Annotated in this window: 8 protein-coding genes; 6 read left to right on the top strand and 2 right to left on the bottom strand. The window is 39.7% G+C overall.

All coding sequences use genetic code 11. From position 1 onward, the window contains the following. Positions 1–4: 4 nt before the first annotated feature. From JEP40_RS03140 to JEP40_RS03115, 6 genes are all read left to right on the top strand, one after another. Positions 5–1324 (top strand): GntP family permease, encoded by a 1320-nt coding sequence (locus JEP40_RS03140; protein ID WP_072069069.1) that lies wholly within the window; start codon positions 5–7, stop codon positions 1322–1324. Between the two features lie 95 nt (positions 1325–1419). Next, positions 1420–2559: an acyl-CoA dehydrogenase family protein gene (locus tag JEP40_RS03135; RefSeq protein WP_198622424.1), complete on the top strand. Its 1140-nt coding sequence runs from the start codon at positions 1420–1422 to the stop codon at positions 2557–2559. A gap of 54 nt (positions 2560–2613) precedes the next feature. Next, entirely contained in the window at positions 2614–3390 is a 777-nt protein-coding gene (fixA, locus tag JEP40_RS03130; protein WP_198622423.1) for a putative electron transfer flavoprotein FixA, read from the top strand. An 11-nt stretch (positions 3391–3401) separates the two neighbouring features. Continuing rightward, positions 3402–4343, top strand: coding sequence for an FAD-binding protein (locus JEP40_RS03125; RefSeq protein WP_198622422.1), 942 nt, complete (start codon positions 3402–3404; stop codon positions 4341–4343). A gap of 63 nt (positions 4344–4406) precedes the next feature. Continuing rightward, positions 4407–5693, top strand: a complete 1287-nt coding sequence (locus JEP40_RS03120; protein ID WP_198622421.1) for an FAD-dependent oxidoreductase — start codon at positions 4407–4409, stop codon at positions 5691–5693. After that, positions 5690–5974, top strand: coding sequence for a ferredoxin (locus tag JEP40_RS03115; protein ID WP_060556296.1), 285 nt, complete (start codon positions 5690–5692; stop codon positions 5972–5974). Before JEP40_RS03120 ends, JEP40_RS03115 begins: the two co-directional genes overlap by 4 nt. A gap of 142 nt (positions 5975–6116) precedes the next feature. On the opposite strand, the gene JEP40_RS03110 is transcribed toward JEP40_RS03115, so the two are convergent. Both JEP40_RS03110 and JEP40_RS03105 read right to left on the bottom strand, forming a co-directional pair. After that, a complete protein-coding gene (locus JEP40_RS03110) occupies positions 6117–7082 on the bottom strand; it encodes a helix-turn-helix domain-containing protein (RefSeq protein WP_198622420.1) in 966 nt (321 codons plus the stop codon). Between the two features lie 706 nt (positions 7083–7788). Further along, positions 7789–12723 (bottom strand): DNA repair ATPase, encoded by a 4935-nt coding sequence (locus JEP40_RS03105; protein WP_198622419.1) that lies wholly within the window; start codon positions 12721–12723, stop codon positions 7789–7791. Between the last annotated feature and the right edge of the window lie 45 nt (positions 12724–12768).

Genomic DNA, 12768 nt, shown 5'->3' with positions numbered 1-12768 from the left:
AATCATGGGTATTATTTGTTTAATCATTGGGCTAGCGATATTGATGATCATGTGTATGAAAGGCATACATATCTTCATTTCTGTCTTTACTACCAGCCTATTTCTTGCTGTGACTGCATGGCTTGTATCACCAGATATGCTTAATCCTGTCGATGCACTGTTACAAGTGTATACCGGTGGATTAGGTGGTTATTTTGGCAGCTTCTTCTTCATTTTCGTACTCGGTGCGATTTTTGGCAAATTAACCGCTATCAGTGGCGCTGCTGATAGTGTTGCCTCTTTTATTATTGGTAAATTTGGTGAAAGAGCCGTTATTCCTTCGTTAGTTGCAGCTTGTGCCATTTTAGCCTACGGCGGTGTTTCAGTATTTGTTGCACTGTTTACCGTTTATTCGATGATGGTGAGTTTATTTCGCAAAGCAAACCTTCCTCGCAGACTTATTCCTGCTGTCTATTTTGCCGGTGCAGGTACGTTTGTGATGATAATGCCCGGATCACCGCAGATCCAAAACCTTATCCCCATGAAATTCTTAGGTACGTCAGCTACTGCGGGTTTAGTGCCAGGTATGTTGACAGCGTTGTTCCAAGTCACCTTAGTCATTATTTATCTCACCTGGTTATTTAAACGTGTAAAAGCAAAAGGTGAAGGTTGGGTTGAAGACGAAAAAACAGCAAAAGCTGAAGAAGGTAAAAAAGATCGTCAATTACCAAATGTACTCGTTGCATTACTCCCTATGCTTATTTTGCTGGTCGTGCTGAATATTCTGAAATGGGATCCAGCTATTGCCTTGTTCTGCGCGATTATCGCCGCCTTGATTGTGTACTTACGCTATCTCGATTGGAAAAAGCTCGTACCTAATTTAGCTGCTGGGACGATGGAAGGGGTGACCTCCCTCTTTAACACGGCGGTTATTGTTGGGTTTGGGGCATTAGTGATGACCTTACCTGCGTTCAAAGAATCATTCCAAGCGATTGCTCAATCTGGTCTTAATCCACTTGTTGTTACTGCAATTTCAGTCGGCGCCTTGGTATTTATCAGTGGCTCAGGCTCCGGTGCGTTAAGTATTGCTATGCCAATGATTGCGGCAATGTTCCCTGCAACCGTAGTTGATCAAGGCTCCTTACACCGAGTGGCCACAATGGCATCAATGAGTACAACTCCACCATTTAACGGATTGATTATTACTGTCTTTAGCGTCTGTGGTGTCAGCCATAAAGAGGGCTATGGCCCTGTAGGAACGTTAACTCTCGCTATCCCACTGTTAGCCATGATGTTTATGTTGCTGCTGTACACCTTCTTACCTGCATCCATAGCGACGATGTAGGAATAACGTTAACCCATTAATGCGTGCGATAAGACGATAAATGTGAAATCGCACGCCATAGAGATAACCCTATATATTCACAGAGGAAGATAAACATGGATTTTCAGCTAACAGAAGAACAAGTCCTGATCCGCGATATGGTCAGAGAGTTTGTTGAAAACGATATTAAACCTATTGCAGGCGAAATCGATAAAGAACACCGTTTTCCAAGTGAAAGCGTTACACCTATGGCTGAATTAGGACTCTTTGGTTTCAATATTGATGAAAATTATGGTGGAACAGAAGCGGATGCAATTAGCTATGTATTAGCAACAGAAGAAATGGCAAAAGTCAGCGCTGCACACGCCATGATCATGGGTTCACAGTGTTCATTAACTGGCCCTGTTATTCAAAAATACGCTGATGAAGAAACCAAAGCACGTATTTTACCGGGAGTGGTTTCAGGTGAACAAATTGGTTGCTTCTGTTTATCCGAACCAAGTGCGGGTTGTGATGCAGCAGCCCAACAAACAACCGCTGTTCGTCAAGGTGATAATTATGTGATCAATGGCTCTAAATTGTGGATCACCGCAGCGCCTCAAGGTGCATTCTTTATCGTATTTGCCATGACGGATAAAAGTGCGGGGGTTAAAGGGATCACTGCATTTTTAGTTGAGCGTGATAACCCTGGGATCAGCATTGGTTTACCTGAAGAAAAAATGGGTATGAATGGCTCTGAAACTTGTTCTGTCAGTTTTAGTGACTGTGTTGTACCTGTTAGCGCACGTTTAGGTGCCGAAGGCAAAGGTTTTAGCATTGCCATGGAGACCTTAGATGGTGGCCGTTTAAGCTGTTCTGCTATTGCGTTAGGTATCGCACAAAGTGCATTAGATGCCACGATTGATTACACCAAAGAGCGTATTCAATTTGGAAAACCTATTGCAGCCAATCAAGGTGTGCAATGGATGTTAGTGGATATGGCTACTCGTGTAGATTGTGCTCGCATGTTGGTGTATCGCGCAGCTGCGGCAAAAATTGCTGGACTTCCTTATACCCGAGAATCAGCGCAAGCCAAATTATATGCTTCTGAAACAGCAACCTATGTGACTCAAAAAGCCGTTCAACTCCATGGCGGTATGGGTTACACCAAATCTTATCCTGTTGAACGCCTAATGCGTGAAGCAAAACTCACCGAAATTTTTGAAGGCACAAGCGAAGTGCAACGCATGGTGATCGCTAAACATATTTTAGCGTAATGACATTGGGATTTTATTAATTTGCTCCATTGAGCAAAACGGAGAATGTGAATTATGAAACTTATTGCCTGCTGTAAGGTTGTTCATGACGAACAAGACATCACAACGCGGCCTGATCGTACACTCGCAACGGATAATGCGGGTTTAAAAATTAGCTTATATGATTTAAATGCGATTGAAACTGCCGTAGAGATTGCAACAGCTCTTGGTGATAGCAGCGTAACCGCGTTGAGTGTAGGCACCAGTGCAATGGTAGAAAACGCGAAAATCAAAAAAGATATTTTATCGCGAGGCCCTGATGCATTAACACTTGTTGCTGATGATGCGTGTAATGCTCTTTATTCAACAGATACCGCCAATATTATTGCGCAAGCTGCACAAAAAGTGGGTTTTGATTTATTAGTTTTCGGTGAAGGTTCTGGTGACTTATACGCTCAACAAACGGGTTTAGCGGTAGGTGAATACTTAGGTTTACCTTGTGTTAATGCCGTTAACAAAATTACCGTTGAAGGTGACAAAATTATTGTTGAACGCGATTTAGAAAATATCACTGAAGAGCTAGAGCTGACATTACCAGCCGTTGTCTGCGTGACATCAAGCATTAACACCCCCAAATTACCCTCAATGAAAGCCATTTTAGCGGCCAATAAAAAACCAGTTGAGAAACTTGGATTAGGAGATATCGGTGTTGATATTTCAGCACTGACTGTAGTGCAAACACAAGTGTGCGCACCAGAGCAGACAGATCGTCTTGGCATTATTTTAGAAGGTGATTCAGATGAAAATATTGCCACATTTGCTCAGCATTTACGCCAAGCGGTTAATCAATAAGGAGATTAAAAATGGCTAGTTTACTACCTACTACCTTTGTTTATGCCGAGAAAGCGGATGATTTAGCGAAGCTGATAGCGTTTGCTCGCGGTCTTGGTGAAAAAGTGAATGTGTTATTTATCGGTGATGATGAAAGCACTCGTGAATGTGTCAGTCTTGGTGCTGATTGTGTCTATTGCTTTGCACCACAAGAAGGTGTGATTGCTGAAGATTATGCGATCTCTTTTGCTGAAATTATTAAAGAAGCAGGTGCTAATGCATTGGTTTTATTAGCATCATCAAAACGAGCAAAAGCCATTGCGGCTCGCCTTGGTGTTACGTTAAAAGCGGGGGTTGTTAGTGATGCATTAAGCCTGACCGTTGAAAACAATACCGTGATAGCAACACACCAAGTTTATGGTGGTTTAGCACATGCTAAAGCAGAAATTCGCTCATCGTATGCTATTGCTACTGTGGGTAGTGCATTAGATGTGGAAGCCATTACAGATGCTCCCAATGCCTCAGTGGTACAAGGTACCTTTGTCGTCCCTGCGCATACATTAAAAGTGTTAGCTCGTAAGCCAAAACAAGGTAGTAGCGTTGATTTAGGTAAAGCACATTGTGTTGTTGGTGTTGGACGTGGCTTTGGCAAGGCGGATGATATCGCACTTGCGTCAGCATTAGCGAAAGCCCTGCGAGGTGAAGTGGGTTGTTCACGGCCTATTGCTGAAGGTGAAGGCTGGATGGAACACGATCGCTACATCGGTGTTTCAGGCGTGACCTTAGGTGCTGATGTTTATGTTGCTGTCGGTATTTCAGGACAAATTCAACATATGGTCGGTGTAGATAGAGCAAAAATTATTGTTGGTATCAACAAAGATAAAAATGCACCTATCTTCAACATGGTGGACTACGGGATTGTCGGCGACCTCTACAAAGTGTTACCTGCATTAACAGCAAAACTTGGCGGTTAATCCCCGTCGGTCGCTTAGTGAATGTGTACTAAGCGACCACACATAATAAAAGGATAGAAAAGTATGTCAGACGATATTTTTGACGCCATTATTGTGGGTGGTGGACTTGCTGGTGGTACTGCTGCCTATGTTTTAGCGCAAGCAGGATGTGATGTATTAGTGGTTGAGCGAGGTAATTTCGCTGGCAGTAAAAATATGACAGGTGGACGTTTATACGCACACAGCCTTGAAAAAATTATCCCCAACTTTGCCGAAGAAGCCCCAGTTGAGCGCCTTGTAACGCGTGAAAAAATCTCCATGTTGACGCCGACAGATGGCGTTACGTTAGATTATCAGCATACTCAGCAAGAAGAGGAAGCCGCGCGCTCTTATACTGTATTACGTTCTTCGTTTGATCAGTGGCTAATGGAAAAAGCGGAAGATGCTGGTGCGCAAGTGATCACGGGCGTTCGTGTCGATGAAGTATTAGTAAAAGATGGCAAAGTATGTGGCGTTAAAGCCGGTGATGATGAAATTGAAGCTCATGTCGTGATTTTAGCTGATGGTGTGAATTCACTGTTAGCGAAGCAATTAGGTATGACGCAGAAAGTAAATCCTCATACTGTTGCTGTCGGTGTTAAAGAGTTACTTGAATTTACCCCTCAACAAATGGAAGACCGATTTGGTTGCACAAATGATGAAGGGTTAGCTTGGCTTTTTGCGGGCGCGCCATCAGGGGGATACTTAGGCGGTGGTTTTTTATATACCAATAAAAATACCGTTTCTTTAGGCCTGGTTTTAGGGTTACATAACGTCGATAAGTTTGAAAAAACGGTTCCTCAATTATTAGAAGATTTTAAACAACATCCTGTTGTTGCTCCCCTTATCAAAGATAGCAAATTATTAGAATATTCAGCACATATGGTGCCGGAAGGTGGCATGAATATGGTGTCTGAATTAGTGAAAGATGGTGTATTAGTGGCGGGAGATGCCGCTGGTTTTTGTCTCAATGTGGGTTATACCGTAAGAGGGATGGATCTGGCGATTGCTTCAGGCGAAGCTGCTGCAAAAGCGGTATTAATGGCGAAAGAACAAAACAGCTACAGTCAAAAAGAGCTGAGTTGTTATCAATCTTTATTAAATGACAGTTTTGTCATGAAAGATATGAAGCTATATAAAGATTTACCTGCTTTCCTTGATAACACCAGATTCTTCACGGATTACCCGCAAATGGCCGCTAATGTAATGCATGATTTATTCGTAATTAATGGCCCAGAAAAACCAGTACGTAAGAAAATACTGTCTCAAGTGAAGAAAGTCGGTGTGATGAATTTAATTAAAGATGGCTTTAAAGGAGTACGTTCTTTATGAGTCAAGTAAACGTAGACGTTAAATTAGGCGTCAATAAATTTAATGTGGATGAAGAAAATCCACATATTGTCTTAAAGGATGATATCGATCCTGCACAATTTGAAATCTTAATGAAAGCATGCCCCGCTGGTTTATATAAAAAAGATGAAAAAGGGCAATATCTTTTTGATTATGCAGGATGTTTAGAGTGTGGTACTTGCCGAGTGTTATGTGGCGAGACGATTTTAAAGAAATGGGAATATCCGTGTGGCACATTAGGCATTGAGTTTCGTTACGGCTGATAAAATAAACTCTTTTCTCCTCTAGTGTAACCTCCAAAATATAAACTAGAGGGGGAAAGAGTATTCTGGGTATATATTGATTCATATATGAACCATAATGCTGGTAATGATCTTTATATAACCCATAATTTTATTTTAGAACTTATCTCAACGAGTGTATTTTTCGATACTCAGATGGTGTCATAAAAAATTCAGATTTAAATTTTCGGCTTAAATTAGAAATATCATTAAATCCACATTCATAAGCTAGTTGTGTAATATTTTTCTCGGCTAAAAGCGGGTTAATTAGCGCTGTTTTATAATTCTCAAGACGCTTTTGGTAGATCCAACGAAGTACAGACGTATTTTGTTCTTTAAATAGCATCTGTAAATAGCGTACTGAGATCCCACAGGCACTAGCACATTCATTAACACTTAAATCGGGATCGGAAAGATGTTGCTCAAGATAGTGTTGAGCAAAATAAAACAGTGTTGATCTTCCTAAGCTTTGAGGTGGTGTCGCAATACTGAATTCGCTAAATGCTGAGGTAATTAAATTCAGTAAAATATCAGCAAGTTGCTGAGCATGTTGTGGTGGCATTGAATCTAAAAAAGGGATATAGCGCATCACAAAACTATAAACGAGAGATCCTGTAATACTATTACCGCGTATTGCTCTTGCAGTGAGGTTTTGCGTATTACCTAAACGTGATGCTAGTTTCTCTCTTGGGATCAGAATTTTAAATAATGAGTAGTCGTTATCAAAAGACCAGGATACGGGTCTTGCCATATCAAAAATACAAAAATCACCTTGTCGTAGAAATGCGGTTCTCCCATCTTGAGTCAGATGGCTGGTTCCTGAACGTTGTATCTCAATTTGAAAATGTTCTTCTAAGCTCAGTTTATGGGTCAAAGGACGGCTATTTGCCCAGTGCCCATTAGACTCTAGCTGAATAAAGCGAATATTAGTCACCTTCTGCTCGACAATATTGGCATAAAATCGAGAATGAGGAGGCAATTCGACTTCATTGCATTCATAAGACGATAAAAAGCGGTCTTTTATTGTATCCCTGAATACGGAAAACCGATCTACGTCAGGGAGTTCCCGAGTCGTAAACATGCTTTTCATAGTACGCCCACTTTTATTGAAAGTATTTTTGTTGTGTTGCCATCAATCTAGTATAAAAACGACTTAAACTAGACGGAAATAGAATAATATTTTATATAACTTTAAAAAGTACATTTAAATAATTATTAGCGAAGATACTTTTTATCTTTTTTGTTAATAAATTGAAGGTAATATATTTAAAACTTTTTAATTTATTTAAATTAAAGTCATATGAATAATATAATTAATTTATAGCATTTTTGATGCTATCATTTCTATGCTATTAATCCTAAGTTAATTTCCTATCTTTAGAGAGAGATCTCATAAATAGATTAAGAGTGATTATTATTAATATCTTATTTATTTCATTCTTTTCAGAGTGTGAGTTAATATGGATTTTATGTACGGGGTATAATCGTTTGTTAAATAATATTGTTATTTATTGTTAATCATAGCATTGTTAATTATATGAAATAAAATTAAATTTTTATAAAATTAAGTATTAATAGTATTCATTATATATATTACAACAACTTTTCCTTTGATATCATGATGTATTAATAGTAAATATATTTAATCTTAACGACGTTCACGATAATATTTTTTCATTTGTTATGAACAAGTCAATATCGTGAACGTGAAATAGGTTGCTCGATTTATAAAACATTATCTATGTCGTTTTTAGCCCACTAAAATAAGTGGGCTAAATATAACTATTTTTTTATCTTTAGCGTAGACCTTGCACACTTTCTACTAAATTGGCTAACTGTGATACTACACGATCGCCAATATCGGCATTATCACCGCCTAATGCTTTATTACGCATAAAGTCTTTCTTTATTTGTTGCCAACGAATAGCGTCTTTTTCAGTTAGCTTTCCACGTAATTCAGAGAGTTTTAATAAATTCTCTTCGGCTCCAGTCGTCAGCAATTGTGCCTCGCCAAGATAATGATCGTCGAGTAAGCGTTCAATCTCTTCATCATTCATTACCGCAGAGACTTTTTCACTTAATTTATTCATATTGCGGTAACTGCCTTGCAAACGGAATGCGGGCTCTGTGCGATATTTATCTGATTGTGCCGCACTGGCGATATATTGCTGATTTACTTTTAAAATGACATTGCGTAGCGTAATTAAGTGTTTAAGCACCATCACAATTTCATTAATTTCAGCATCAGAATAAGGGTAACTTAATGTGTTAGTAGAGACGGATTTCCCCATTGCCTTATCCACTAAAATATAGAGATCGTTAAGATCACGCAGTGCAAGCGGTGCTAATACCGCATTTGAGGTTAAGCTATTTTCGATATAACTTAGGGCAAAAGCATCATCCATACCACCTAATACTTCACCTAAGTTATAAATATCAGCTCGGTTAGCCAACATATCAGGAATACGAAAGACTTCACCTGATTCGGTGTAAGGGTTACCTGCCATGACGACACAGAATTTTTTACCCCGCATATCATAGGTTTTGGTTTTTCCTTTCCATACCCCTTCGATACGTCTTGTTCCATCACAGAGCGAAATGAATTTTTGTAAGAATTCAGGGTGAGTATGCTGAATATCATCCACATACAGCATAACGTTATTACCCATTTCTAATGCTAAGTTGAGTTTTTCCAGCTCTTGTCTTGCTGTTGCATTAGGCGCTTGTTCTGGATCGAGTGATAGCACGTTATGTCCTAATGCAGGGCCATTGATCTTCATAAAAATAAGACCTAAACGTGCGGCAGCGTATTCCATTAATGTGGTTTTACCGTAACCCGGTGGGGAAATCATTAATAATAATCCCATTAAATCGGTACGCTTCCCTTCACCTAAAGCACCAATTTGTTTTGCCATATTGTCGCCAATAATCGGTAAATAGACATCGTTAATCAGCTTATTACGGACAAAAGAGCTTAATGGTTTGGCTTTAAATTCATGCAGTTTTAAGCGTTCACGTTCATCGCTGACTATTTTTTGGCGTAATGTGAGGTACTGTCGAAACGCAGGAATAAAGTTCTTTCTTTGCCCGCGCATTCGACTGAAATAGTCATCTAAACTGAGTGATAATGCTTGGTTTTCAATAGTTGGATGAGAGCCTAATAAATCCGTTACTGTAAAGTATAAATCAGCTTCGCTATAACGCGCTGATGCAACTTTATCTAAAATGATGATAGCAATAGCGCCCGGAATATAAGGTGCGAGTTCGGCATAATCAGGCAGAGAGCACAGCCCTTGTAGCCAATTTTGGATCAGTGCCCAACGCTGTGCGTATCGCGTACCTAAATTCTGTTGTGAGCGATTAAAGTCTATCCACATATGAGCTTCTTCTAATCGACTTTGTAATGCAACCACTAGCTCTTTAGCATATTTGCTATAAACCAATTCAATGGGTGTTCTCGCCAAGGTAAAGCTTAAATATTCAGAGGCTTGCATCGGAACATAGTGTTCGCACTCAATCGGATTATCATGAAGGAATAAGCGAATATCAGCTTCTATTTCAGCTTGCAAATCGGTTAACGCATCGTCTGTATGGAATAATTGCTGAATATTCAGTGCGGTTCTTGCACGTTCAGGCCACAGAGCAGGATATTGCTCATTTTGTTTAGTTTCCCAAAATAACGCCGCTATTGCACGAGCGGTTGGGTTATAGCGTAGAAGATCAGCGCTTTCACCAATAGGGATCAGCTTTTTCAATATAGCGATCGCATCGTGATCGTGGATCCCTTTTTCATAGCCTTCTTTATAACGCGGGGTTGCGAAATCACGCACGAGTTTTTCAAGTTTTTCTGGAAGAGTGAGTGCTTCTTTTAGCGTTTCGTAATCAAGACCATCTTGACGTTTTGCTGCTGCATAAATAATGGAATAAGCGAGATACTCTGCACGATAAACGGTGTCCGATTCAGATTCAAGTGAGGCATTCCAATAAGGCTGTAATTGAGCAAGTTCTGTATTTTCAATCGGTTCTTGATAATCCGTCCCTGTCAGGTATAACCAGAGCTTATCTTCTTTAGGTAAAATAGTGAGATCAAGTTCTTGCGTATTAACGCTAAAGCGATGGCGAGGCCCTAATTTAATGACATTGCCACCGTCTTCAAAAATATCGGTTTTATCCCGCAGAATACGAATAGCCTGATCACGAGAGGATTTTAAGCGTGCATCAATATCATCAGCTTTGACGTTATCATTAATTTCTCTTAGCTTATCAATGATCTCTCGTGTTTTCAGTGATAAAGGATCTGATGCAAAAAAGGCATTTAACTCATCTTGTGACTGTAATCGAGAGGTTCGACGTTGCAGATTTTCTAGCAAGCGGTTAGCTGCTGTTAATAGGCTTTGTGATCGACGTTGGCGATCATCAAGCAACACTTGTTTGTGTGACTCAAAGGTTTCTACTAATTCTTCACGTTTAGCCAGAATATCATCAAGAAACTCATCGTGATGGCTAAATTGACTTTCTAACTCTTCTAATTGAACCAAAAGACGCGAAAGCTGATCGTCACAACGTTCTGGGTCGGTTGCAAGGGATAGGGCATTGGTGATCCCTTGGCTAAATAAGCGAAATTGAGCACCAAATTGAGCTACGCTTTCGACACTACTTTGTGATTTGCGTTTTTGTTGTAGTCGAGCGCGAGATTGGTTGAGCTGAGCATAGATTTGTGAGATTGCATCGATAATGTGCGTTTGTTGGGTAACGTCTTGGAACGTCAAAGATGCCATTAAGTTAGAAAGCATATCCAAATCAGCAGACATTTTTTCCATGTCATTCATTGGTACATCTAGTTGTGCGCTGTTTTGGGCTTTTTCAATGAGGTTTTCAAAGGTAACTAGTTGAGCTTTAAACGGTTGTAGTGCTTTATCACTAGCAAGGAAAAGTGCGGTCGCTTGTGAAACACGTTGTTGTGTTTCGGTAATTTCTGTTTCCATGGTGCTAAGCTTGGTTAAATCCATATAGCGGAATTCACGCAAGGAAATCAGATGTCCACGATGAGCATTTAATAAATTTAAGCTATCAACAAATTGTTGAATATCTGTCCAACTATCAGGGAGGGTTAAGGCCAGTAATGATTTTTGGCGATTAACGGCTTCAAGCATTGATTTAGCAGATTGCTGACGAATACTTTCCACTTTTTCATATTCATCAAGCACTAGTTCACTGGTTTGAGCGATATCTTTTAATAATTTACCAATTCCTAAACAGTGATCATCATTAAACCAATAATAGAGATCTAATAAGTTTTTAGGTTGTAAGCTAAGTTGTTCATAGCGAGCAATAGAGATTTGATTACCTTCAATTTCTTTTGCCACATGCAAAATTTCAGAAATACCTCGTACTAAATCAGCATTACCAATTCGGCCATAAAAACCATTACGAGGAGGTTGTTTATCGGCAAATTCTTCAGAATAGAAGGGGGTTTGCCAAACTTGCATTGGATGAACACGTGTTGCTTCTTCGCCTTCACCTTCAAACAGCACCATTTTTCCGTCTTCTAGCATCGCATAGCCATGACCAACTAAAGGCACAGCAAGTTTACGCTCAATCATATTGTAATTGAAAAGTGCAAGGCGACCTTGTGAAGGAGAGTAGAAAACATATAACACGTCTTCGCCATTAGGCGAACGGCGTAGACGGCGGAAATACATCCCTTCCATTGGTTGATCAAAGGTTTTGTATTCACCATTTTGCAGGTAATAGCCACCGGGGAAAATAATGCCATGATCTTCAGGTAATTGAACGCAAGCTTGTCCAATTGCATCAATGCGTTGTACGGTTTGCGTCAAAATGTTGTAGACCAAATAACGCCAGTTCTCTTCTCGATACGGTAAGATTTTTAATAAAATTAAACTGCCTGTTTGAGCATATTCAATTTGGGCATCATCGAGAGATTGGTTTTTATCTAATACGGCTTCACGATAGATCCCTAATCCATCTTCGGTGTTGTTTTCACATTTAACGGTTAAATCACCGCCTGTTGTTTCGACAAAAACGGTATCAAGAATATTGATATGGGGAAAACGACCATTGACCGTATTTTCACGTTGGGTTTTCGTCCATTCGAAATCGTAAGCAGGAGGGAGGGCAATATCTCTTTCACCCCGATTATCAATATAATCGATACGTTTTTTATCACTTGAGATAGCCCATCGGAAAACTCGCACATCAGTAATTCGCGCACCAATTTGAAAACTGGCAAGCAGTTTTCCATCACGCTCAACAAGTTGTAGAAGTTGTGTATTTTTGTAATAAGTATAAAGCTCAGTAAAATCCTGAATAAAACGATTATCGTTTAAAAAAGTCTCTTCATAAGGGACGGCCTCAACGTCAAACTCGCCCTCATTTTCAGTTAAACGATAAAGTGAAAAGACATCTTCAAGATGAATTTCACGTTTTAATCCAAGGAAAACGTTATAACCAAACAGTAACCATTCACCAACACGCACAATATCTCTGGCTTGGCAGTTATTTTCAGTACGAATACGGATACGACCAATAATATCCATTTGGCTTTGACCAAATTCATCTAAGCGATGTTGATTTAACTCAGTGGCTTTTTGATGAAGTTGTTGGCCTTGTTCTGTTAGGCGTTTGCGTAAAATTTCATACGCGCCACCTTGTGCAACAGCGCTATCGAGTATTTCCTGCTCGCGATTCGTATCCAGAATTTCAGACATGGTATAACGGATTTCCTTGGCTTAAACGATAAAACAAGATAAAAG

It is taken from the genome of Proteus vulgaris, from assembly GCF_016239305.1.
Classification (GTDB): domain Bacteria; phylum Pseudomonadota; class Gammaproteobacteria; order Enterobacterales; family Enterobacteriaceae; genus Proteus; species Proteus vulgaris_C.
Note: the sequence above shows the minus strand (reverse complement) of the source record. Positions and strands in the feature narration are given on the sequence as shown.

Coding starts and splice junctions, on each gene's coding strand:
- JEP40_RS03140 (WP_072069069.1), top strand. CDS start 5: ATGGGTATTATTTGTTTAATCATTGGGCTAGCGATATTGATGATCATG.
- JEP40_RS03135 (WP_198622424.1), top strand. CDS start 1,420: ATGGATTTTCAGCTAACAGAAGAACAAGTCCTGATCCGCGATATGGTC.
- fixA (WP_198622423.1), top strand. CDS start 2,614: ATGAAACTTATTGCCTGCTGTAAGGTTGTTCATGACGAACAAGACATC.
- JEP40_RS03125 (WP_198622422.1), top strand. CDS start 3,402: ATGGCTAGTTTACTACCTACTACCTTTGTTTATGCCGAGAAAGCGGAT.
- JEP40_RS03120 (WP_198622421.1), top strand. CDS start 4,407: ATGTCAGACGATATTTTTGACGCCATTATTGTGGGTGGTGGACTTGCT.
- JEP40_RS03115 (WP_060556296.1), top strand. CDS start 5,690: ATGAGTCAAGTAAACGTAGACGTTAAATTAGGCGTCAATAAATTTAAT.
- JEP40_RS03110 (WP_198622420.1), bottom strand. CDS start 7,082: ATGAAAAGCATGTTTACGACTCGGGAACTCCCTGACGTAGATCGGTTT.
- JEP40_RS03105 (WP_198622419.1), bottom strand. CDS start 12,723: ATGTCTGAAATTCTGGATACGAATCGCGAGCAGGAAATACTCGATAGC.